The following is a 25,694-nucleotide window of genomic DNA, read 5'->3' as shown; positions in this document are numbered from 1 at the left end:
ACCACTAGGTAGTCTATACCCAAGGTGACTGTAATGTGGAATGCCGTTAATCAGCACATATCTGATGCTTTGCATAAGCCCTTCGTGTTAACCCATAAAACACAACTTGCTAGCTTCGCAAATGAAAAACAATTTCATATTTCAAACGGCGAACAGCACTATATCGTCAAAGTCGATTTGCTCAGTGCACTTGAGCGTTTTGAGGCACAAAGCAAAGCGCGTGATTTACTAATAAGAGACAGTGATTTTTTAGTTGCAGATACCATTACCATAGGAACAACCTTAGAGTTCAGTTTTATGGTTATTGAGATGCTGCCACGCAATCACACTCAAGAAAACTGGCAAGAATGCGGTATTTTACTGGCTAAAATGCACACTCGCTCTGAGCAAGAAATGTATGGTTTAGAAGAAGACTCTTTTATACAACAATTGGTTCAACCAAACCAATGGCATCGAAAGTGGGAAACATTTTATGCTGAAGAGCGGATCGCCTGGCAACTACAGCTATTGAAAGAAAAAGGTATCACTCTGGTCGATATTGATGAGTTTGTGATCACTGTAAAATCTTTACTTGCGCACAACACCAAGCCGTCACTACTTCATGGAAATTTAAGTACAAGTAACATTTTTTTTGTTGATGGTAAGCCATGTCTCGATAGCCCTGCTTGCTATTATGGTGACCGAGAAGTTGATTTGGCAATGAGTGAGTTATTTACGCCTCTGCCAAGTTCATTTTATAGCGCATATCGTGATGTATTAGAATTACCTTCTGGATACGAACTACGCAAATCCGTTTACCAATTATATCCTCTATTAATACATGCAAATTTGTATACAGGAAATTACCTTGAGCAGGCTAGAAATAGAATTAACGAGATTTTAAAATAAGTGTAATAAAGCTTTCATAGTTGCATTTACTGCTATAATTATATAAGTGCAATGGCTATAGGCATCTGCCTTTTTGGAGAGCTAAATGAAAGCGCTGTATGATCAAAGAATAACGTGTCCACATTGTGGTCACCATGTGTACGTCAGCCTTGATGCAAGTGATGGAGATCAAGAGTTTTATGAAGACTGTGCTGCATGTTGCAATCCTATTCATTGCAATATGCACATAGACCAATCAAACAATAAACTTGAATTACATATTGACAGTGATGACGAGCAAATATTTTAATCTAGAAGCTTTGCCTAAAATTGGCAAAGCTTCTTTTTTATAGTCATTCACTCAAACTTTGCTTACGTAAATAATTCTCTACCGTGTTCACTATCGTGTAAGTTTGTTGGTCTACCTCAATATTAACCCAGCCACCTTCAGTCAACCGACCTATATTAGTGATACTGAGTGTTTCTGGAATAAGATGTAACCAAAAGCCGTTTTCATCTACTTCACCAACGGTCAAGCTTGCTCCATTGACACAAATAAACCCTTTATACTGAATAAATTTCAACCACTTCGTTGGCAGTGCTAAATATATTTTGCAATTGTCTCCTTCATGAGAAATATGCTGTGCTTGCGCTGAACAATGAATATGACCAGATACAATATGCCCACCTATTTCAGTACCAAAACTAACCGAGCGTTCATAATTTACTTGTGTACCTTTAGATAAGGCTCCTAGATTGGTCAAACCTAATGTTTCGTCAATGACATCAAAATATACTTGCCCTACAACATCATGCCGATTTAGTTCATATTCGACCACTGTTAAGCAACAGCCATTTATTGCAATGCTGGCACCAATATCTAAATGACCTAAGTACTCGACCCCGACTGATATACCGAGTTTAAGTACACCATCCTTTTGGCTAGTACTTATTACTGTGGCTTGCGTTTGTACAATACCTGTAAACATACATACCCTTGCAAAACTAAATTTTGCTCATCATACAACATTAAAGTGAGCGTCTAAAGCTTGCTTGATCTGTGGTTTAAGCAAAAGTTATTTCATTCAACGCCTTTTCTCGCTATACGCAATAACAAAAGGTTATAATGAATTTTTTATACGGCAATTATAATGAAGTTTAGTCTCTGGGAAAGTAAGCGGCTGTTACAACTTGCAACCCCTGTCTTTTTTGCTCAAATTACACTCGTGTTAATGTCAGTAGTCGATACGATGATGGCAGGTCAGGTCAGCGCTAACGACTTAGCTGCGCTATCGATTGCAACGGGGTTTTGGAACCCATTAATCTTTTCTTTACAAGGTATCTTATTAGCATTGACAGGTATTGTCGCTCACTGCCACGGCTCAAAAGATTTAACGAGTATTAAATTTCACTTTCAACAAAGTATTTACCTCGCTTTAATATTAGCTGTTGCAAGTTTAATATTCGCTCAATTTACCCCCTCAGTATTCTCTAAGCTGGGCACCAGTAATGATATAACGGAGCTATCTCAGCAATATATCGATTTTGTTAAGTGGGGCGTACTAGGCTTTTTACTGTTTTCAATTTATCGCAATGTCACTGAAGGTGTTGGCCTAACTAAACCCGCGTTTTATATTAGTTTAATAGGTCTTGGTGTTAACGTGGTAGCTAACTACATTTTCATCTATGGCAAACTAGGGGTGCCGGCGTACGGCAGCGCTGGGTGTGGATTAGCAACCGCGTTAGTTTTTTGGGCGATGGCCATTGCGCAATGGCTATATTGTAAACGCAGTAAAACTATGCACGCTTTACAGTTGTTATCTTCATTTTCCAAGCCTAATCTATCTGGTATTGCTTATATTGCTAAACTTGGGTTGCCAATTTGTTTAGCAACACTTTTTGAAGTCACTTTGTTTGCCTGTATTCCCTTATTTATAGCCGACTTAGGGGCCATTGCAGTATCTGGTCATCAGATAGCAGCCAGTATTACTGCGGTCTTATTCATGATGCCACTAAGCCTTTCAATGGCTATTGCTATTAGAATCGGTAACCTATCAGGTCAAAAGGCTTATGGTCAATTAAAGACCGCAATTTTTACTAGCTTTTGCTTAGCCACCTTTACAGCCATATTTGTGGCATTGTTAACCTTTCTTGTTAGGAACAGTATTGTTTGGCTTTATACTAGCAATGAGCAAGTTGCTCTACTCGCATCAAGTATTATCGTACTTGCCTGTATCTATCAACTCCCTGATGCGCTACAAGTTGCTGCTAATGGTGTGTTACGTGGTTTAAAATACACCAAGCCCATTTCGTATATTACTTTTGTGTCATACTGGTTAATAGGCTTTACTTTAGGTTACGTATTAGCCAAAACCAATTTACTAATGCCTGCTATGGGTCCAACGGGTTTTTGGATAGGTATTATTGTAGGTTTAACGGTAGCAGCTATTTTCTTACTATTGAGTGTGAGGTCTCGACTTGCGTTTATTTTGTCTAATAATTAGCTTGGTAACATTTATTGCGGGCTGTTCGCCCGCACCAAGTGACACATATATTGAATATCAACAACGTCTTGCCAACGTAATGGAAAAAAGAGCGGCAACTTCCACTGCTCTAACCCCCTTTAACGCAAAACATATAGCACGACCAAGTTCAAAAATTACATTATCCATGTTAGAGCTTGCAAGTTTGGATCATTGCACATTAATGAACACAATTGCCTCAAACAATAATCAACTTGGAAAGGTACGTGTGCCTAGTGAGCAGCTTAAATATGCTCTGCGCTTTATTAAACATGTTGAAATTTGCTTAAACAACAGCGCAACCAAAGACGCAGAAATCAAAAATAAGCTCACAACCGCCCTTAACGAAAAAAAGCGCCAGCTACCAAGCTATTTTGAACAAATGGTTTATAACGAACGAGAACTTGCAAAAATGTCTTTACTCACCAGTCAGGAGATTGACTTTGAAGATCATAAGGTGCCGCTCAGCAAGGCCCTAGAAGCACTCTCAACACTATCTAAACTACAACAACTGATAAGCCAACCAAATTTAAATTATTGGCAACACACTGATCCTAACTTAATAACCGATGCGCTCGCTAAGCTTAATAATAACCATGCAATTTCACGCCTAATTACATCAGCTCGAACACAAATAATGCTCAATAGAGTAACAACCGAGTGGTTAAACACCATTAATCCATCAGAACAAATATGCCAATCGAACAAAAATAAACAAAAAGCACAAATACTGAGCAATGTATTCAATCGCTTTTATTTATCGCAACTACAAGGCTATCAATCTAAGCTCACTAATATGTTGCAAAATGCTTCTCCTGCTCTTGTAATTTTATGGCAATCAGATGATGCCTTCAGTAAATTATTTGATATCGAACATTCAGGCTCTTATTATCAACAACTTAAAATAAGTGCAGTAGAGCATGTAACTTGGTGGCAAAAGTTCTATAAAGCGTGCAAAATTCAGCCTTGATGTGCAAAAAACCTGCAAACAAACAAAAATTTACCAATCTGGCTTGATCCAACAGACAAGTCGCTATATATTAGCCGCCGTTGCCTTGCAATACAGTACGACCGTAGCTCAGTTGGTTAGAGCACTACCTTGACATGGTAGGGGTCGGTGGTTCGAATCCACTCGGTCGTACCAAATCAATACCAGTTTAAACCTAAAATACAACCGTAGCTCAGTTGGTTAGAGCACTACCTTGACATGGTAGGGGTCGGTGGTTCGAATCCACTCGGTTGTACCAATATTTCGTTTTATTCCATAAATTACTAACAAACACTGCTGATTATATAATCTGTAACCAATATATTGCCTTGTGTGCCAATTCTGTGGCAAAACAATCGGCACAAATATAATATCCTCAAAATCGATGAGCACGACCTGAGTTTGTTGTGCAATATTTGGTAACGACAAGTGAGAAAATAAAATCAGTATTCAAAATACTGAATAACATCTTCAACCTTACAATCAAAATAACTGTATCAGGGCACGAGCACATTTAGTAAAACTATGCTCTAAAATGATCGTCAAAACTAGCAGTAACAAGCGTGCTGCAGATTGAGTCTTTGCTTCTAGTGTGTTGCTAACATAGAGTTTTATCACTTAAAACTAATAGATATATTAGAGAACACTTGTCTAACAGACCGACCCAGATCAGCATTGCAAAGCGAAGGAGAATAATACCTAAAGAATATTGCACTGAAAATATTGTGTAATTTTTAATAACACCAAGGCCACTACTTATTGCTTAAAAGTGTCTAGATTTTGCTTATTTATTCTTTTAAACACATTCACTACTACAACAGAAGAACGATGTTAATACCGCGCCGAAACACCTTTGAACTCTAAATATTCCCAAAGCATATCTTTACAAGATTACAATATTGGTAAAAACAATCACGGTCAAAATAAAGCAAAGGGTTATTAAAAAGATGCTTAACCAACGCCCATAATGCATGCCCTGCCAAGATAGATACCAAACTTTCGCACGCTGTATGGGAACGTCGCGGTGCTGCCTAACAAGCTTTAAACCATACATATAAGTACCCGAAACGGCCAACGCACTTAAAATACAGCCGAAAATAAAGTAAACAATCTTACTCGAAATACCGTAAAAAGTACCAAAATGCAATGGATCAGCAGCCTCTGAAATACGCACATGCAAAGACTGTTCTTGCGCGAAGCGTCGTGATAAATAATCCCCATTTAATGGATTAAAGATCACATTATTAGCCCTGTCTCTCACTAACAATGTATCGTTCTGCCCTTGGAAAATAAGTGTACTCCACCTATTTGATGGCATTAAAATGGCCTTAATTTGCATATCATGGTAATCCCTAACACGCTCTAATGCTTTATTAAATACGGCCTGACTGGGTATAATCGGTTTTTTCTGGGTCGTTATTATTTGATCTTGTTGCTCTGAGAAGTCTGCATCTAAGCCCCAAAGTTCCGCCAGATACCAAACACCTGTTACGCACACCATGAGCAACAACCAACTGGACCATAAGCCGAACAATCTATGGCAGTCATTCCAAAAAACTTTGCGATTTTGTGTACGAGGTTTTCTAAAAAAGTTCTTCCACCACTTAGGGAACATAAAAAAACCAGACACAAGCGAAAAGAACATTATTACACCCATGATACCGACAATCGATGTACCGTATATAGTCGGCATCATTAAATGCCGATGCGACATTCTAAAAAACCGTTGCCAATTATACCAGCGCCCATCCCCTTGATACTGGCCAGTAATAGGATGGTAATACTCTCTGTGCCGCATGCCCTGCTCGTTTTGAGTGATCACTTCGACTGCGAACCAATTATCTATGGGTGAATGAATACTTTGAATAGTATATTTGCTTTGTCTTTGTCTGGCTTCTTTATAAACCGCAGACCAATTCACTTGGGATGAGTCAACAGCAGGCAAGACACGTTTACTCGGGTTAGCCAGCCAATCTATTTCATGGGAAATTACAGCTAACGTACCTGTGATCAAGATAAAACAAATTAAAATCGAGAGCTTAATGCCCGCAAAGCTATGCCATTTGTACCAGGTTTTCTTATTCATCGTATAATTTCATCTGCATGTTAAACGCAAAGACCCCAATTAATGGGGTCTCGAAATTTTGCAAGGACTGATTACAGCGCGTAGCTGACCTGCAGCACAACACTTCTTGGTTCACCAGGGAAGTGCCCGTTGCGCTTGTTAAAGCCGCTTGTTGCGTATTCTTTGTCAAAGATATTCTTTAAGTTAAGCTGAATTTCAAAGTTATCAATTTGAGTCTGCCAGCTTGCATCCCAAGTGACATATGAGCGCACCGTTTGGCCACTTAAACTCACACGTTCATCAACATAATCAAAACCTAGCGAGATTGATGAGTTAAGAGTTGGTAGGGCATAACGCGCCCACATGCCCAATGTGTGATCCGGCGCATTGGCAAATTCTTTACCTACCGTATTAGATATATCTTTGGGGTTACCACCGGTAATAGTCGCATCGTTATAGGCATAACTAATAGTACCAGTTAGATCATCTGCAATATCACCAATTATATCAAGCTCAACACCTTTACTCGTTACTTCACCAATTTGTAATTGCTCGGGTAAGCCATTGCCTTCGACGTAATTAGGGTTACTTACTGCCACATCATTTTTAACAATATGATAGGTAGTAAACGTTGTTGTTAAGTTACCGTCTAACCAAATATTTCTTAATCCAAATTCATGTTGTGTGCTTGTTTCTGGACCAAATATTTCGCCTGATTCAGGTTGTTGACTTAATGATTGTGGACTAAAGCCTTCAGAGCGATTGACAAACAGCGACATATTTTCGTTAGGTTGATAAATCGCGCCAATACGAGGACTCAGTTTGTTATCGTTAACTACTTTTATTCCCTCTTGGTCTTCAAAGCGGTCATAGCGAAGGCCTGCAATTGCAAGCCACTGTTCAGTTAAACGAATTTGGTCTTGCAAATATAAACCTTGGCGTTGACTTTTTGATTTACGAACCGCCGCATTGATGCGCTTGTACTTGCTGGTATCTGCATTGTACAAAGGATTGATTATATCAAGTGTCGGTACATGGTTCTCAGGGTTAAATATTTCTCGCGGATCTGCATAGTTTGCTGGGTTAAGTGTTCTGGTTAAGTCACTCACTTTATTTTCAAATTCTTGTTCAACCTCAGCGTAGTCAGCACCAAATAAAATCATATGCTCAGTGCCTGCAAATGTTCCTTCGTAGACAAAATCAGTTGTAACACTCCATTCCTCATTCTCACGATTCTGATCGCGGAATTGACGCATCATCGCCGTATCCTGTGTTGCCATTCCCAACATATCTAATACGGGTAAATACTGTTCTTTTTGCCCTTCAGATAAATCAGCGATCAATCCCAGATTTTCGTGGTATTGCTGTGCCCGTTCATTACTAAAACCACGAATAACAGTGGTGTTGCTAAGGTTGTTGGCTATGTCAAAATTTGCAGTCAGCTGAAACACATCCGCTTTTAAGTTTTGAAAGTCAGACTTTTCATTTGCGTTATAACTTATGTTTGTCAAAAAGTGGCCGTTATCATCAACTGGCACGCCACGTAAACGGTGACCGTCTAGGGCTTGATCAATATGATCATATTGAAAAATCAGCTCAGTTTTATCATTGGCATACCAAGTTATGCCTGCAGATAACAGCGTGTTCGCTTCTTCTACATTATTACGATAGCTGTTTTTATTTTGATGGAAACCAGCTACGCGATAAGCAAGTACATCCTCGCTTAAAGTACCCGTTGTTTCGAGATGACCACCTAGTAAATCGTCATTGCCTGCAAAAAGTGCCATTTGTGTCGTTTGCTCAAACTTCGGCTTTTTAGAAACATAATTTAGTAGTCCACCAGGTTGGCCTGCACCATAAAGCATACCCGTTGGGCCTTTTAGCACTTCAACGCGTTCAACATTGAATAGCTGTGGGATCGAAAAGCCTGAATACGGGTCACCCTGTACACCGTCATATCTTACTTGATCTTGTCTAAAACCGCGGGCCGTTATACCTGAATAACTAAACTGCGTAACACCAGAAATAGAGCGATATAGATCGGTCGTTTGACGTGCAGCTTGGTCTTGGATTAATTGCTTGCTCAACACCTGCACCGATTGTGGTAGATCCATATAATCTGTTGGTGTCTTGGTTGCCATCGTTGCTTGTTCAACGAAGTAAAACTGTGCAGCACGACCCTTTACTGTAATTACTTCGATATCACTATCTTGTGACGTTTGAGCAACAGATAAAGTAGGTGACAACGCCGAAGCGACAGCCATAACGATAAACGACTTTTTAAACAAAGCAGTTGTATAAGGTTGTTTCACAAAGCACTCCTAATGCGGCTAAAGAGACAATAAAAATTTATAAACGATACATTGTTACCAATAGGCCCAGATTTGGTCTCATTTTATAAGAGCACATAACCAAGAAAGGAACGCATTTAGTAATGATATATATTCGTATTTATTATTTAGTTTTTGCGCATGTTAATGAAAACAGTTTTCATTTGCAAATGATTTTGACGCACTTCGCGGATATTAATTTATTTATAACCGTACCGAGAGATTAGTCCTACCAATCAGCATAGTAACTTGAGTTTACTCTCCTGCTTATTATTTACTTTTTTCAATCAAAATCGGCGCAAAATACCATCAAATAAAAAACAAACTATTTTCTTCAGAGATTTAACTGCTCTTTAGAGTGAAGTATAAAGGGTACTGACACACAAAGATTAATAAAAACTATTATCATTAAGATTGTTGATATGTTGTTTCTTTGCCTTTATCATACGCACTTTTATCTCGCTGGTATTGTTTTAAATAGCCAACAGCGCTTTGCCATAGTTTCTTTTGAGGGAATACGCCATGCCAATTAACCCATTGACTTATATGTCAATTTCTATAGACCATCATTTTCATTCAGCAGGTTTACCAGTGCTAGTTCAACCTATAAACAGTCCTGTGTGGCGAGATTGTATAGACGACATAAAGCAACTTGTTGAACAGCAATTGCATATCCACGGTGGATTATTGTTCAGAGGTTTTGCTATTGATGGAGCTGAAGACTTCAATGCATTTGCACGTATATTTGGCCACGATTTGCTAACTTATGATTATGCTTCAACCCCACGTAATGAAGTGTCTAGTGGGGTTTATACCTCTACAGAGTACCCTGCTCATCAAGTTATTCCATTACATAATGAGCAAGCTTACACCTTAAATTGGCCACTAAAAATCTGGTTTCACTGCGAAATTGCTCCCGAGCAAAATGGCGAAACGCCTATTGCAGATAGCCGACTTATATATAAAAAAATTGACCCAGCTATTCGCGACCGTTTTGTAAACCATGGGCTGTTATATATTCGTAACTACGGTAATGGCTTAGACCTGTCTTGGCAGCAAGCGTTTGGTACATCTGACAAGGCACAAGTTGAGAGTTTTTGCGCTCAGCACCATATTGAGTGCATTTGGAAAGAAGATGGCGAGCTGCAAACAAAGCAAATATGCCAAGCAATATCAACACATCCGCATACACATGAAAAAGTGTGGTTTAACCAAGCTCACTTGTTTCATATTTCTAACCTAGATGAACATATTAAAGACACGCTTATCTCGATTGTAGGCGAAGAAAACCTGCCAAGAAATGTGTATTACGGCGATGGCAGCCCAATTAAAGATGACGATCTTCAACATATTCGAGATGTACTTGAGCAATGCCAAGTTAGCTTTCCGTGGCAGCAAGGCGACATCATGATGCTCGATAACATGCTTGCTGCACATGGTCGCAGTACTTTCAGCGGTGATAGAAAAGTCATTGTCGCAATGGCACAAGGCTATAGCGAACAACCCTAAAGCAGTGTTCGTACATTAAAAACACCTTTTTACAACCAGACTAAAAAAGAGTAAATAACATGAAAGGTCAATTTAGTAACTGGCAACAAGTACTCGAACACCAAGCGCACACAAATTCCAACCATATTGCACTGTCAGTATACCACGGTAGTGATAGCCAAGCCCTTACCTATTCGCAACTTGCACAACGTGCCAAAGCGCTTGCTAATACACTCTCACAACACAACAAATTTGGCGACAGAGTAATGCTCCTTATGCCAAACGGCATTGACTATGTGGTCGCATTTTTTGCCTGTATTTACGCCGGCGTAGTTGCCGTTCCTATTTACCCTGCACGTCGTAAAGCACGTGATTGGCGTAGGCTCAATAGCATAGTACAAGACTGCCAACCAAACACGCTTGTGTGCTTAAGCCAAGACAGCAACGCTACTGAAGATTGGTGTAAAGCGCACAATTTAAAAATCAATACCGTGTTTGCTGACAAGCTCAATATCAACGATGCAACACTTTGGCAAACTGCCAATATCGATACTCATGATATTGCATATTTACAGTACAGCTCAGGCTCAACAGGACAACCAAAAGGCGTGATGCTGTCTCACTACAATTTACTTTCAAATACTGGGCTGATCATTGATACATATGACATGTGTCAGTCGGATATCATGATTAATTGGCTGCCGCTGTATCACGATATGGGATGTGTTGGCGGGATCCTTTCACCAATTAGAGCGGGTGCGACTATACACATTTTGGCATCAGCTAAAGTAGCACAAAACCCCTATGTACTTTTGCAAGCAATCACTGCTCTAAAAGCCACCGTAACCGCAGCGCCTAACTTCATATTCGATTTAGCGGTAGAAAAAGTGACTGCAACACAAAGGTCAACGCTTGATCTTTCCTCTCTACGCATTTTAATCAATGGTGCTGAGCCTGTTAATGCGCATACGCTTGATAATTTTTATGATTATTTTCATTACAATGGTCTTGCAAAAAACGCTGTAAAGCCTAGTTATGGCATGGCTGAAGCGTGTTTACTTGTGACAGCAACACCTATAAATAAGCCTTATAAGCTGCTTAGTGTCGATAGCCAAGCTTTTAGCATCGACAAAGTCAAAGTAGACCCTGCTTCTGCAAAACACATCGCAAGTTCTGGACAACTTATAGAGCAAATACCTCTGCGCATCGTCGATGTAAATACCCGCATGCCACTTCCTGACGGGCAAATCGGCGAAATTATGTATAAGGGAGACAGTGTAACTCGCGGATATTGGCAAAAACCAGAGCTCAATGAACAGACATTTAACTTAAACATTGAGGGTGATCCCGGCTTTATGGCAACAGGAGATCTAGGCTTTGTTGAGCAACAACAACTATATGTTACTGGCCGTAAAAAAGAGATGCTCATTTTGCATGGCTGTAATTATTATCCTCAAGATATTGAGCATTCATTAACGTCATTAAGCAAACAACTTACTCCTCATGGCGCTGCCATCTTTGAAGTAGCGCATGACAACAATACTAAAGAGTTAGTATTAGTGCAGGAGCTTACTAGAGAATCGATGAGGTATGACGATTATGTGCCCTTATTTAAACAAATTAGAGCCATCATAGCTCAAGAACACGAGCTAAGAGTGACGGCAATCGTGCTCATCAAGCCAGCCACTTTAAGCAAAACTAGCTCGGGTAAAATTCAACGGTTAGCCTGTAAGCAAGCTTATATAAATAATGAACTTGAAGCTGTCGCCAAATGGCAACAAGCGCCGATTAGCAATGCAGCTATTGCACCGATAAAGGCATTTGACCCCCCCCATATTGCCAGCTGGATAATGCAATGGATAAGTAATCGATTAGGTCAAGCTGTTAACACTTTGTCCTCGTCACAACAGCTCATGCAAATTGGTCTTGACTCCATTGACGCGATGTCTTTGGTACATGAGTTATCTAGACAATTAGACCTAAGCATTAGAGTAGAAATTGTATTGAATCACCCAAGTATCGAACAACTGTCAATTTACTTAGCTCAGCAATATGCACAAAAAAGTCAAGCCCCTGCTAACGAAATGCCAACAGAAGGAATGCTTTAAATGGCGATGACATTACTTCAAGAGTGTTGGAAAAAAGGCATCAAGCTGAGCGAAGTCAATGGCAACTTGAGCTTTAAAGCACAAGAAGGTGTTATGACACCACAACTTATTGAACAATTAAAAGCGAACAAGCCACAATTGCTCGCACTATTAAAAGCTCAGCCAGATTATTATGATGCGCGTGCGCTAAGTGCAAATGAGCGAGCCTTATGGTTTTTATATCGTTTGCGCCCCCAGAGCACTGCCTACAACATGGTTTATGCCATTGAAACAAAGGAGCTTTATACTCAAGAGCAAGTCAATACTGCGTTTGCGAAATTATGTGATATTCACTCTGTTTTAGCATTAAACTATGGTGAACGAGATGGCGAGCCGGTGCAATGGCTCAATGATTTTAAGCCCGTAAAAACGCAATTTCATGAGTTCAAAAACATGAGCAAAGCACAATTAGACACTTGGCTTGCGCAACAAGCCGATATTCTACTTGCGCCAGATCAGCACAAAACTTGTCATATTGCACTGGCGCACAATCATATTTTAGCAACCGCCAATAAAATACAAAGTTTTCTTAGCATAACAATCCACCATATTGCAGCTGATTTTATATCTTTTGATTTTATTCGTAGGGATTTCATTCGCTTGTTAGGTGGTGAAACGGCGACTAAAAAAATCTATCCGGATCATTCTTACCAAAAGTGGAGTGAACGCCAAGCCAATGCACTCGATAAAGCGAATAAGCAATTTTGGTTAGACTCATTAGCATCGATCACACCTTTAAATTTGCCTACAGATTTTGCCTACCAAGCAAATATGAACTCTGCTGGTAAAGAGCTACACAACACTCTGTCAAAGGAGTTTACCAGTCAACTCAGAACATTTTGCCGCATGCAAAACATTACACCATACATCTGGTGGTTAGCTGCCTTTGAGTGGTTTATGGCGCGTTTGTCGGGGCAAACTCAGTTTGTTATCGGCACGCCTAGTGCTGGACGCTTAGCGCCAGAAGATGCGGAAATTGTTGGCTATACCGTAAACCCTTTGGCACTCAACTGTCAGATAGACCCTGCTGAAAGTTTTTCACAATTTCTTATCCGAGTTAAAGAGCAAAGTACAAATGCACTAAAGCATCAAGAATATCCATTTGCAAAGCTGGTTGATCAATTAGATATCGACAGAGACTCGCAACGTAGTCCCGTTTTTCAACACATGTTCACCCTTAACAGCGTCCCTGAAGACAATTGGGTGAATGAGCAAATAAGCCAAGAATTGTTGGCTGAGCAACGCGGTGCAGCCCATGAACTTAACCTCGTTGTTGTTGATCACAACGAGACATTCACATGTAAATGGCGTTTCAACAACAGCTTATATAAACAGCAAACAGTTGCAACCTTTCAAGTTATGTTCACGCATTGGACTGAGCAACTGCTAAATGATGCAACCATCCCCTACTTTGAACTACACAGCTGTCCGCTCTCACTTGAGGCAAAATTAACCGCAACAAAAAGTAATGTAAATAACAGCAGCGCATGGCATGCTTTTGCAACCCAAGTAGAGAAGCATCCGCAACATATAGCACTGCGTGAACAAGAAAAATACTATACCTACGCACAACTAAACGAATTAGTAGAGCGCGCCGCTATCCAACTTGCTGAGCAAGGTTTCAGCCAAGGCGACAGACTTGGTATTACGCTCCAAAGGAGCGGCACTCAAGTTATTGCCATGTTGGCCTGCTGGCAGCTGGGCGGCTCCTTTTTGGTGTTAGACCCTGACTGGCCCAAAGCACGCATTGAATATATTGTGCAAGATGCCAACCTTTCACTACTCATTGGTGATGGCGATGGCGAGTGCAGTAAATACGATGCACAGGTTGCCTATCTAACTGGTGAGCAATTAACAAGTACTGCGACAACTGCGAGTAAGCCACTTTGTCCGTCTCAGCTGAGCCCACAAGATGAAGCCTATTTGATTTACACCTCTGGCTCAACCGGACAGCCCAAAGCAGTTCAGCTCACACACAGTAATCTAGTTCATTATGTGGATGCGCTTGTTCAAACAATACCCTTAAGTCAAACAGCCAGCATGACCAGCTTATCAAAGCACAGTGCCGATTTAGGTTATACCGCTCTTTTTGGTGCATTGCTAACTGGCCGCGAATATCGCGTCCTAAATGAGCAATTGGCACTCGATAGCCAAGCACTGTTAGCTGAGCTAAAGCACGCTCCAGTAGATTGTTTGAAAATTGTACCTTCACACTTTTACGGTTTGCTACAAGCTGAAGCCAATGTCGCTCTGCTGCCTTTACAAGCACTGATATTCGGCGGTGAAGCACTGACTAGCCAAGTTATCGAAGCGGTTAAAAGTTATGCACCCAAAGTCAAAATATTCAATCACTATGGTCCGACTGAAGCAACCATTGGCGCGCTCGTACACAAAGTCTGCGAGCATAATGCTACCATTACTCAACCTATCGGCACGCCCCTGCCAAACTACGAAATTAAGATCGTCGACGCTTGTGGTCAAGTGCAGGCGCAAGGACTTGCAGGCGAATTGCATATTGCAAGTTCAGCGCTTGCAAAAGGTTATTTAAATCAACATAAACTAACCGATGAAAAATTTTATGTGCAACAAGGTCAGCGATGGTATCGCAGTGGTGATAACGTTGTAATGAATAACGGCCTAGTTTACTTCCTCGGCCGCAACGATGAGCAAATTAAAATACGCGGTTATCGGGTTGAACTAGGTGAAGTAGAAGCCGCGCTTAAACAATATATTTCACAAGCAGCGGTTGTTGTTTACAACAACGCTGAAAGTCAAACTCAACTGCTGGCATATGTGGTCGCTGACAAACTACAAATCAACGAATTAAAATCCGCAATATCTGAACGACTGCCTCCTTATATGGTGCCAACCCAGTGGTATAGCATTGAGCAATTACCACGACTTGCAAATGGTAAAATTGATCGTAAATCATTGGCTCAAGACGCAGCGCAGCGCAGCACCCAAACAACACTTACAGCCAATGAACCAGCAGTAACATGGCCTGATGAGCACCTACAGCTTGAACAGCAGCTACTTGAAATATGGCAGTCATTACTGAACCGCCCTCATATTAGCGTTGAAGACGATTTTTTCAGTGTTGGCGGTGACTCAATATTGGGCCTACAGGTCATTGCTCAAGCGCGTAAAAAAGACATTAACCTCAAACCACAACAGTTGTTTGAATATAAAACTGTACGCAAACTAGCCCAACAACTTGTGCAAGCCAGCGTACCAAAAGAGCAGCAAAAACTGTTAGCGATTGTACGAGAGCTGCTAAATAACCCAAATATTCAAGCGCATGATGATTTTTTTGCGGTAGGTGGAGATTCTATTTTGAGTCTGCAACTGGTTGCCAAAGCTAGAAAAGAAGGCATTCAATTGCTGCCTAAAGATATTTTCAGCCATAAATCCATCGCCAAGATCAGCGCTAATTTACCGCTTGCTAGTCAACCGTCAACAGGTCAGACAAAAGGCAAAGTACAACTCGACCAAAAGCCTTTCCCTTTGACCCCAATTCAGCATTGGTTTTTTGAGCAGCCGCTTACAAATCCGAACTATTGGAACCAGTCATTGCTATTAAACGTGCCAAGCCAACTTGACTTTGCCGCGTTGCAACAGGCATGTGCAGACGTGTTGCAAACACATGCGGCACTGCGTTTATCTTTTAACAACCAAGATGGAACATGGCAGCAACAGTACAATTCATATCAAAAAGCTTGGCTCTGTGATGTTGTACAGCAAACCGAACAAGCAGCATGTGAGAATACATTCAAAACTTATCAAAGCCAATTTAACTTATCCAATGCGCCTTTAGTTCGCTTCGTGCACTTTAAAGCTGATAACCTGTTGCTCTGTACTGCACACCACCTCGTTGTAGATGCCGTATCATGGCAAGTGATCATTAACGATTTACTCACGAGCTATGGCGCTATCAGGCAAGGGAAGCCGAGCTCATTAGCAGATGTTAATTATGAGTTTCAGCAGTGGCAAGGCTACTTAGCTGAGCTTGCAAACACTCCATCTATCCACGCGCAACAGGCATATTGGCAATCTCAATTAGCCCTGTCCCCAGTATTTGATGAACCAGTAGACAACTTATATCAAGACGCGCAAACCATCGTTACGTCTTTAGATAACGTCATGACAGAGCAACTGCTAAACCGTGCAAACTTGGCTTACCACACCAATACACAAGAGTTACTGCTATGCGCGCTAACACAGACACTCACAGCTCACTGGCAATTACCAGAACTCACCATTGAGCTTGAAGGTCATGGCCGAGAAGCTAATTTACTGGCACCGGGCGAAGAGCAAGATGTGTCTAGAACCGTTGCTTGGTTTACCACGCGCTTTGCACAAAAGTTTGTCGTAACCGACTGCCTTGAAAAAAATATAATTACCACTAAAGAGCAACTGCGCTTTATACCAAACAAAGGCATTGGCTATGGTTTATTGCGCTATATGCAGACACAAAATAGTGCTCTAAATACAGGCTACTCAAACCTTGTATCGTTTAACTTTTTAGGTAGTCGTAACAACAATATCAACGAGCAATTTAGCCTCAAAACGGGGCTTGTACCGACAACAAGAGACCCTAGAAACCGCCGCGCTCATTTACTTGATATCAATATTCTAGTAGAAAACAACCAGCTTCATATTCATTGGAGTTTCCCAAAACCCCATAGCGCATTTAGCAATATGAACAACTTGACCCAAGCGTTTCAAACTAATTTAGCGGTGATTATTGCGCACTGCCTCGATAGCAACAATGGGCGAGTTACAGGTGCAGACTTTACGCTTGCCAACATAGACGATAAGGCATTTATTCGTTTACTCAATGAGCTGGCGCTCCCTAGCGACCACAGCACGCAACCAACACAGCATTAAATGAGCAATATCATGACGACGATTACAACCAAGTCACTTAAGGCTTTAGCCGATAATATAGAGACAATTTACCCGCTTACCCCTGTACAACACGGCATGCTATTTCATACTTTAATGCAACCTAACAGTGGTATCTATTTACAGCAATACCGCTACATCATGACCATGGATAATTTAAATGTCGCTGCATTTGAAAAAGCATGGCAAGCCGTCGTTGGTCGCCACCAAGTGTTGCGCAGTGCATTCGTACATGAAACCCAAGATGAGCCTTTGCAAGTAGTATTTAAAAATGTGCATATGCCTTTTGAGTTTCTTGATTGGCGTCATTTAAGCGCTGAACAGCAAGAAGCACAAACTGAACTGTTACTTGCGCAACAGCGCAAACAGGGATTGAATTTCAATCAGGCTCCGCTGATGAATGTCACTTTGGCGCAACTTGATGAAAACCGCTATCAGTTTATCCGCAGTTACCACCATATTTTGATGGATGCATGGTGCTTTTCGCTGATTATGGTGGAGTTTTTACAGCTTTACCGCCACTTTAACGACAACACATCGATAAACTTGCAAAAAGCGCCTAAGTATCAAGACTACATCTCTTGGTTACATAGCAACAAAGATGAGCAGGCCGAGCAAGCATTTTGGCAACAGCAACTGGCTGGTTTTAGTACGCCAACAGACTTAGGGATTATGCAAAAAAACCGCTTTGCCAGTGAAGCGCACACGGCTCTGAGTAAAGATGTAATTTGCCATTTAGATAAGCACACCTCAGAGCAACTGCGCGCAATTGCCAGCGAATATAAAGTCACCCTCAATACTTTATTACAAGGCGCCTGGGCACAAACTTTGGCACGTTATGCGCAAAATAGCGACGTGGTTTTTGGCATAACCGTTGCTGGACGCTCTATCGACTTACCCAATATTGAAAGTATGGTGGGATTGTTCATCAACACACTCCCCCTGAGAGTCAATATTGATGAGCGACAAAACCTTAAGCAGTGGCTGCAACAATTACAACACAATAACCTAGCATTGCGAGAGTATGAGCAAACAGCTCTGACTGATATTCAAAAATACAGCGAGTTAGGCGATCAACCTTTGTTTAATAGTATTTTTGTCTATGAAAATGCGCCAATTGATAAAGCGCTGAACTTTGACAATCTAGAATTTGAAATCTGTGAAATACAAAACCGTTCAGATTTAAATTATCCCCTCACGGTTACTGTACTTCCACAAGATTCACTGCATTTTGAACTCACCTATCGCTGTGCAGACTTTGAACCTCTGGCCGTGCAAGCCATGCTTGAGCATTTCAAGCAGTTATTGGTGAACTTAGTTGAGTTATCAGAGCCGCAAAACGCACAACTACAAGATATTGAACCGGCTCAAATTCCAAAACAAACCAGCGTACCTGAGCACACATCCCCTATACAATATGACGCTCTGACGCTCTTTGCTGAGCAGGTAAACACGCAACCCAATGCGCCAGCGGTTCAATGCACGGATAAAGTACTCAGCTACCGTGAACTTGACCTGCAAAGTACTCAGCTGGCTCAGTATTTAATGGCAAATGTGCAAATAAAGTCGAATACTTTAATTGGCGTAAGCTTTTCGCCAAGTGCAGACATGGTTGTCGCAATTATGGCCATTTTAAAAGCTGGTGCCGCCTATGTGCCGCTCGATCCTAATTACCCAAAAGACAGAATCGAGTACATGATAGAAGATGCAGGGCTTGAGGTTATCTTGACACAACAAGCGCTGCTCTCAAATGATGCTTTTACCAATATAAATAGCAAACTGTTAGCAATAGATGATGCTGAGTTTATTCAACAATTAAAGCTAAGCACCCAGCTTTGCCCTTTACCTGCAATTACATTGCAAAATCTTGCGTATGTCATGTACACCTCCGGTACGACGGGTAAGCCAAAAGGTGTCATGATTGAACACCTGCAACTGGCTAACTTCTTGCTTAATATTGAACATAGATATCAAATTACCCCGCAAGATACGTTTTTACAATTTTCAACGATCAACTTCGATATCTCAATCGAAGAAATATTTGGCTCACTATGCTTCGGTGCACAATTGGTAATCAGAGATCAAGACTGCGTCAGTGATCCTGTGCAGTTTTTCAACTTTTGCTCAAAACACAATATTTCTGTTGTGAGCCTACCCACGGCATTTTGGCATCAACTTGTCAGTTACCCACATGAGACAATTGCCCAAACACTACGTTTGGTCATAGTTGGGGGAGAAGCGTTACAAGTTGCAAAAGTAAACCGTTGGTTTAAAGAGTTCTGTGGCCCAACGCTTATCAACACTTACGGCCCAACTGAAACCACTGTAACTGCGACTGGTTTTAACCTAACTGAGCAGTACCTTAGCGGTGGTGAGATCCCAATTGGGCAGCCAAACATTAATACCACTGTTTATATTCTTGATGCGCAGCATCGCCCCGTTCCACAAGGTGTGATTGGTGAGCTGTATATTGGTGGCCCTTCACTTGCTAGAGGATATCTCAATAAGCCAGAGCAAACGGAACAAGCATTTGTTACACCTATGTGCGTACAATCCGAGCGTCTGTATCGCACCGGCGACCTAGTAAGCTTGAACCAAAACCTACACATTGAGTTTCATGGTCGTAAAGATGATCAAGTTAAGATCCGCGGCTATCGCATCGAAGTGGCCGAAATTGAAACCGTTATGCAACAGCAACATAATATCACCCAATGTATTGTAATACCTTGGCAAAAGCCGCAAGGTGATAAAGCGTTAGCGGCGTACATAACCGCATCGCAAAAGCAAAACATTAACCAACTACGTTCAAAGTTAGCAGAACAGTTAGCCGAATATATGATCCCTGCGGTTATTATTGAGCTAGACGCACTGCCACTGACCAGTAACGGTAAAATAGATAAAAAAGCGCTACCGAACCCTGCTGATATGCCTGAAGTTGTTGAGTTAGCTAATGAGCATCAAGCACCAGCTAATCAAACCGAGCAGCTGATCATCAACTGCTGGAAAGCGGTATTGGACGTGCAAAAAATTGCCTTAGATGACAACTTCTTTGCCCTCGGTGGACATTCATTGCTTGTTATTCAAGTACTCTCCGCCTTAAAACAGCAAGGTTTAACCATCACTGCTGCGCAACTATTTCAAACGCCAACACCTCGCTTACTTGCCCAAGCGATTACACCTGATGAGCAAACTGTATTAACCACAGAACAGTCTATTGGTGGGCTAATTCCAGAAGGTTGCCAACAGATCACCCCCGACATGCTGCCATTGATTAATTTATCGCAACAGCAAATTGATGCCATTGTAGAAAAAGTACCTGCTGGTGCTGTTGGTATTCAAGAGATATACCCACTGGCTCCCCTACAAGAAGGTATTTTATTCCACCATATGTTATCGCCTCAAAACGACCCATATATTGTTAGGGCGCTACTTGAGGTGGAAAACCTTGCTGTATTCAACAAACTCGTTGCAAGCTTAAACTTTATGATCCAACGGCATGAAGTATTGCGCACCAGCATCATGTGGCGGCAACTAGAAAAGCCGGTGCAATTGGTACACCGAGAGGCTAGGCTGAGTGTTGAATGGGTGAAGCTTGATGCACAAGGCAAAGATAACTCGGCGTCTATTTGTCAGGCATTATTATCTAACGAACACAACAACTCACGTCATAATGAAGTTGAAATTGATTTAGAAGCATGCCCATTAATCAAGCTACGAGTCGCCAAAGACAGTGTAACTGACAAGCTTGCGGTGATGTTTATCGAGCACCACATCGTCTCCGATCACATCAGCGTCGAAATCATTCTTAACGAGATAAGCGCGTACCTCATGGGGCAATCTGAGACCTTACCAGCCGCTGTGCAATACAAAGAATTTGTTGCACGTGCTATCGAGCATGATCACAGTGCTGCGCAACAGTACTTTACACAATTGCTAGGGGACGTTGATTTTGCAACTTTGCCGTATCAACTTAACAATACTCAAGGCCACGCTGGTGACATCACTCAGCACAAATATGAGCTTGATCAGTCTAGCAGCATAACAATCAGACAATTAGCACGCCAGTTCAATGTATCCCCCGCTAGCTTCTTTCATAGCGCTTGGGCGCTCGTGGTTGCCAGAGCAAGCGCACACAGTGATATTGTGTTTGGTACAGTATTATCGGGTCGCATGCACAGCGCTGAACAAACAAATGCGATGCTGGGTATGTTTATCAACACATTACCTGTGAGGCTAAACCTTACAAACTTAACAGCTGAACAATTAATAACTCGCACACGCGAACAACTTGAAGCGCTTATTCCTCATGAGCAAAGTGCCTTGGCATTGGCACAGCGAGCCAGTCAACTCTCTGGTGAGCAGCCGCTATTTAGTGCCATGTTGAATTACCGCCATTCGCATAAAAATGATGACCATACCGACGAGCAACAGACACTAAATGGTGTTCGACTTGTAAATGTAGACGAGCCAAGCAACTACCCTTTTACGCTATCTGTAGATGACTTCTCTAATTCAGAGCTATTCTCACTTACCTTAGAACTTAATAAAGGTTTGCATGTACAGCAGATTGAACAAGAGCTCAATACCGCCATCACAGGGCTGTGTCAGCAACTGACAACGAATAGCGCAGAGTCAATTCTTGAGCATTATCTTCAACGGTGCCACCAGCTGCACCAACCAATTTGGCAACAACCACAAGCGCTAGTCTTTATAGAACAGCAAAAATACCAGCCTAAAGCCACCGCTGTACAGTCAAATAAACAGCATATTAGCGATACAGACGTGACGTTTCAAAGCACGCAAGAACAATTACTAGCCAAAATATGGCAGCCTATCCTTGGTGTTGGCCCTATCACCCGACAGAGCCACTTTTTTGAATTAGGCGGACACTCTCTGTTGGTCATGCAGGTGATCACCGCATTACAAAAAGCAGGTTATCAACTCAATGCCAGTGAAGTATTTAAATCACCGGTGTTAAAAGAGCTGGCGACTAAACTCAAACTGAGCAGCTTACAGCATGGCGAAGATAACGCTTTTGCAAGCAAATCACTGCCACAAGGACTATCTCAATTAACGCCAGATATGTTGCCACTAATCGCGCTTTCTCAACAAGAGATTGAGCACATTATTGCGCGCGTACCCGGTGGTTTAGCAAATCTCAAAGATATCTATCCTCTTGCGCCATTACAAGAAGGCATCTTGTTTCACCATAGGCTCAGTCAAGACAATGACCCTTATGTCATGCCAGCTTATTTAAAGATAAAGGGAACAGCACGATTTGAGCAGTTTATTGCTGGTATTAATCATATTATTGAGCGCCACGATACACTCAGAACCGCCATTTTATGGGATCACTTATCACAACCTGTACAAGTCGTTTATCATCATGCGCAGCTGCCAGTTGAATGGCTAGAGCTTGACCAAACAAAAGACTATCTGGAGCAGATGCAACATAGAGATGCTCAGCAAACTCTGAGCTTGGATCTACGAACAGCACCTTTGCTGAAAGTCAGTGCGTCGCATGATAAGAATAAAGATGAATTTGTAATTCGACTGCTAGATCACCATATTATTTCTGATCATGTCAGCATGGCTATTGTGCAACAAGAATTAGAAATACTTTTTAATGAGCAACCAAAAGACTTGCCAAAACCTGTTCAGTACCGAGGATTTATCTCGCAGCTACAACAACACCAAGCAACAAGCTCTGACGATACAAAAACCTTTTTTAGCAAGCAACTAAAAGGATTTACAGAACCGAGTACACCATTTGCCCTCGCGCTAAAACAAAGCCAAGACAACCCAGTTAATGAACTAGACTCTTTGCTCGATGAGTCGCTCAGTCAGCAGATTCGAAATACGGCAAAGCATTTAAAGCTAAACCCAGCAACTTTGTTCCATAGTGCTTTTGCCATGGTCATTGCAGCATGCAGCAATAAAGAAGACGTGGTGTTTGGCACGGTGATGTCGGGACGTTTACAAGGCACTAAAGGTAGCGAAAGCATGCTGGGTATGTTCATTAATACACTGCCTCTGCGCTTAATATTAACGGATTTAACGCCACTACAATTAGTCATGCAAACTCAGCAAAATTTAATGGCGTTACTCCCCTATGAGCAATCCCCGTTGGCGCAAATCCAGCAACATAGTGAACTAACTGGTGAAACTGCGTTATTCACTAGCCTACTTAACTACCGACATACACAAAAAAAGGCTCGTGATGAGCAAAATAGTCTTATTGGCTTGGAGTTTATTGACCCCAAAGAGCGGACCAATTATCCATTTGCCATTGCAGTAGACGATTATGGTGATGACTTCTTATTGAACATCCAAGTACAGCCCCCCTTAAGTGCACACCGGGTCGCGCAGTACATGGTAAGTGCTTTAGCTCAACTGACACAAGCACTTACTGATGAGCAAAACCAACCGATTATGCATTACTCGGTGGTGCCGCAGAGCGAACAAGTCGCACTATTGACAAACCATGTCGAAACCGTTGCTTACGCTGATAATATCTGTGTTTACGAATTGTTAGAACAACAACTTGCTAATATGGCAGACCGAACTCATAACGCATTAATTTTTCAAGACCAGTCAATGAGTTATCAAGAGTTTGACGAAAAAACTAATCAGTTAGCTCGCTTTTTGATAGAGCAAGGTGTGCAGCACAATGACTATGTTGCAATTGCCATAGAGCGATCTTTTGACATGGTGATAGCGATTTGGGCAATTTTAAAGTCAGGCGCAGCATATTTACCCCTTGATGTTAACTTACCAACTGCACGCATAGACACTATTTTAACCGATAGCAATGTACAAATGTTGTTAACACAGCAAAGCTTTGAAGCGCAGTTTAGCCGCAGTTACTGCCAAGCATTTGCACTCGATGGTGCACCATTTGACAAAAAGATCACCTCATACAGCAAATCAGCACTAGTACGCGAGCAGAGACAACCAGCACAGTCCAATGCATACCTCTTTTACACATCGGGCTCTACAGGCAAACCAAAAGGCGTGGTATGTAACCATCAAGGGTTAGTCAATCTTGTCCAGTGGCTCGAAAAGCAATATCCACTACAACCATCCGACAGAGTGTTACAAAAAACACCTTATAACTTTGATGTATCAGTATGGGAATTCATTTGGCCAATGATCTGCGGGGCAACATTAGTTATTGCTAAGCCTGAAGGCCATAAAGATGCCCGCTATCTCACACAAATAATTGAACAACAGCAAATTAGTCACTTGCACTTTGTTCCTTCCATGTTGAGCTTAATGCTTAGTGATGGCGATTGGCGTCGCTGTCAGTCTGTAAAGCAAGTGTTTTGTATTGGCGAAGCTTTAAACTACGAGCTACAGCAAAACTTCTTTGCGCAACCGGGCCAAAAAGCTCAGTTGCACAACTTGTACGGACCTACTGAAGCATCTGTTGTGGTCAGTCATTGGCAGTGTCAACCTGAGCCAGAACGTAAGTTAGTGCCTATTGGTAAACCATTACAAAATACCCAACTGCTCGTGCTTGATAGGAACCATAAACTAGCGCCTATGGGCGCTGAAGGTGAGTTATATATTGGCGGTGTGTGCCTTGCTCTAGGCTATCTGAATCGTCCAGATCTCAATGCAACACAGTTTATTAAGCACCCGTTTGCAACACAGCAAAACGAGCGTTTATACCGTACGGGCGACCTGGTTCGTATCTTAGAAGATGGCAACTTTGATTACATCAGTCGCTTAGATGATCAAGTAAAAATACGTGGCTTACGTATTGAGCTTGGCGAAATAGAGTCTGTTTTGAACCAACATCAGGCTATTAACACAGCCCAAGTTGCGGTGAAAATGAATACGCGTAGTGAGCCTAACCTCGTAGCCTATGTGATGCTACAACAACAAAGCAAAGCCAATACTGATATAAGACTTCTGCGGGCGAAGCTTAAAGAGCACTTAAACGCACTACTACCAAGCTATATGGTGCCAGAACACTATGTGGTGATTGAGCAATGGCCACTGACGAGTAATGGCAAAATAAATAAATCTCTGCTCCCTGAACCGAATTTTATTGATCACAAAAAGCATACGCTAATGGCGACAACCGACACTGAACATAAGCTCGTTGAAATTTGGTCGCAATTACTGAACTTGCCCTCTAAGCAGGTAGGTATTGATAGCAACTTTTTTGAACTCGGCGGACATTCGATTTTAGCGATGAAGCTCATCAGTGTGATAGAAGCACAATTCAATTTATCGCTGTCTTTAAACAGTCTATTTAACTCCCCGACTATCCAAAGCATTGCACAACAAATTGAAGATATTCAAGGACTCCAAAGCAATGAGCTGGACTTTATGGAACAACTATTAAACGAATTTGAGGATCAAGAGTAATAC

Annotated in this window: 11 protein-coding genes and 2 tRNA genes; 10 read left to right on the top strand and 3 right to left on the bottom strand. The window is 41.6% G+C overall.

Going from position 1 to position 25,694, the window contains the following annotated elements:
- Positions 1-33: 33 nt before the first annotated feature.
- A complete protein-coding gene (locus OCI93_RS14475) occupies positions 34-888 on the top strand; it encodes a fructosamine kinase family protein (RefSeq protein ID WP_261593771.1) in 855 nt (284 codons plus the stop codon).
- An 85-nt stretch (positions 889-973) separates the two neighbouring features.
- Entirely contained in the window at positions 974-1,177 is a 204-nt protein-coding gene (locus OCI93_RS14470) for a CPXCG motif-containing cysteine-rich protein (protein ID WP_261593770.1), read from the top strand.
- Between the two features lie 43 nt (positions 1,178-1,220).
- Here OCI93_RS14470 and OCI93_RS14465 read toward each other — a convergent pair whose 3' ends face one another.
- A complete protein-coding gene (locus tag OCI93_RS14465) occupies positions 1,221-1,856 on the bottom strand; it encodes a riboflavin synthase subunit alpha (protein WP_261626699.1) in 636 nt (211 codons plus the stop codon).
- A 162-nt stretch (positions 1,857-2,018) separates the two neighbouring features.
- Between OCI93_RS14465 and OCI93_RS14460 the strand changes: the two genes are divergently transcribed.
- The 4 genes from OCI93_RS14460 (at position 2,019) to OCI93_RS14445 (ending at position 4,636) form a co-directional block, all read left to right on the top strand.
- The gene (locus OCI93_RS14460; RefSeq protein ID WP_261626698.1) at positions 2,019-3,371 is read left to right on the top strand and encodes an MATE family efflux transporter; all 1,353 of its coding nucleotides are present in this window, start codon (positions 2,019-2,021) and stop codon (positions 3,369-3,371) included.
- Positions 3,346-4,359, top strand: coding sequence for a DUF3080 domain-containing protein (locus tag OCI93_RS14455; RefSeq protein WP_261626697.1), 1,014 nt, complete (start codon positions 3,346-3,348; stop codon positions 4,357-4,359). Before OCI93_RS14460 ends, OCI93_RS14455 begins: the two co-directional genes overlap by 26 nt.
- Positions 4,360-4,456: 97 nt before the next feature.
- A tRNA-Val gene (locus OCI93_RS14450) sits at positions 4,457-4,533 on the top strand.
- A 26-nt stretch (positions 4,534-4,559) separates the two neighbouring features.
- A tRNA-Val gene (locus OCI93_RS14445) sits at positions 4,560-4,636 on the top strand.
- Between the two features lie 624 nt (positions 4,637-5,260).
- Here OCI93_RS14445 and OCI93_RS14440 read toward each other — a convergent pair.
- Positions 5,261-6,463 carry a PepSY-associated TM helix domain-containing protein gene (locus OCI93_RS14440; RefSeq protein WP_261595243.1) on the bottom strand — a complete coding sequence of 401 codons (1,203 nt, stop codon included), beginning with the start codon at positions 6,461-6,463 and terminating at the stop codon, positions 5,261-5,263.
- 71 nt (positions 6,464-6,534) lie between these two features.
- On the bottom strand, positions 6,535-8,754 hold the full coding sequence (locus OCI93_RS14435; protein ID WP_261626696.1) for a TonB-dependent siderophore receptor: 2,220 nt from the start codon (positions 8,752-8,754) through the stop codon (positions 6,535-6,537).
- Between the two features lie 540 nt (positions 8,755-9,294).
- Here OCI93_RS14435 and OCI93_RS14430 point away from each other — a divergent pair.
- The 4 genes from OCI93_RS14430 to OCI93_RS14415 are packed head-to-tail and all read left to right on the top strand — an operon-like array spanning position 9,295 to position 25,691.
- On the top strand, positions 9,295-10,281 hold the full coding sequence (locus OCI93_RS14430) for a TauD/TfdA family dioxygenase (protein ID WP_261595245.1): 987 nt from the start codon (positions 9,295-9,297) through the stop codon (positions 10,279-10,281).
- A gap of 59 nt (positions 10,282-10,340) precedes the next feature.
- Entirely contained in the window at positions 10,341-12,368 is a 2,028-nt protein-coding gene (locus tag OCI93_RS14425; RefSeq protein WP_261626695.1) for an AMP-binding protein, read from the top strand.
- Positions 12,369-17,294, top strand: coding sequence for a non-ribosomal peptide synthetase (locus tag OCI93_RS14420; RefSeq protein ID WP_261626694.1), 4,926 nt, complete (start codon positions 12,369-12,371; stop codon positions 17,292-17,294). It abuts the gene before it with no gap.
- A 12-nt stretch (positions 17,295-17,306) separates the two neighbouring features.
- Positions 17,307-25,691, top strand: a complete 8,385-nt coding sequence (locus OCI93_RS14415; protein ID WP_261626693.1) for a non-ribosomal peptide synthetase — start codon at positions 17,307-17,309, stop codon at positions 25,689-25,691.
- Positions 25,692-25,694: the final 3 nt, after the last annotated feature.

Origin of the sequence: Pseudoalteromonas holothuriae, from assembly GCF_945859825.1 — a bacterium.
In the GTDB taxonomy this organism is placed as follows: Bacteria; Pseudomonadota; Gammaproteobacteria; order Enterobacterales; family Alteromonadaceae; genus Pseudoalteromonas; species Pseudoalteromonas holothuriae.
This window is presented reverse-complemented; position numbering and strand designations above follow the sequence as displayed.

Coding starts and splice junctions, on each gene's coding strand:
- OCI93_RS14420 (WP_261626694.1), top strand. CDS start 12,369: ATGGCGATGACATTACTTCAAGAGTGTTGGAAAAAAGGCATCAAGCTG.
- OCI93_RS14470 (WP_261593770.1), top strand. CDS start 974: ATGAAAGCGCTGTATGATCAAAGAATAACGTGTCCACATTGTGGTCAC.
- OCI93_RS14465 (WP_261626699.1), bottom strand. CDS start 1,856: ATGTTTACAGGTATTGTACAAACGCAAGCCACAGTAATAAGTACTAGC.
- OCI93_RS14460 (WP_261626698.1), top strand. CDS start 2,019: ATGAAGTTTAGTCTCTGGGAAAGTAAGCGGCTGTTACAACTTGCAACC.
- OCI93_RS14425 (WP_261626695.1), top strand. CDS start 10,341: ATGAAAGGTCAATTTAGTAACTGGCAACAAGTACTCGAACACCAAGCG.
- OCI93_RS14430 (WP_261595245.1), top strand. CDS start 9,295: ATGCCAATTAACCCATTGACTTATATGTCAATTTCTATAGACCATCAT.
- OCI93_RS14475 (WP_261593771.1), top strand. CDS start 34: ATGTGGAATGCCGTTAATCAGCACATATCTGATGCTTTGCATAAGCCC.
- OCI93_RS14415 (WP_261626693.1), top strand. CDS start 17,307: ATGACGACGATTACAACCAAGTCACTTAAGGCTTTAGCCGATAATATA.
- OCI93_RS14440 (WP_261595243.1), bottom strand. CDS start 6,463: ATGAATAAGAAAACCTGGTACAAATGGCATAGCTTTGCGGGCATTAAG.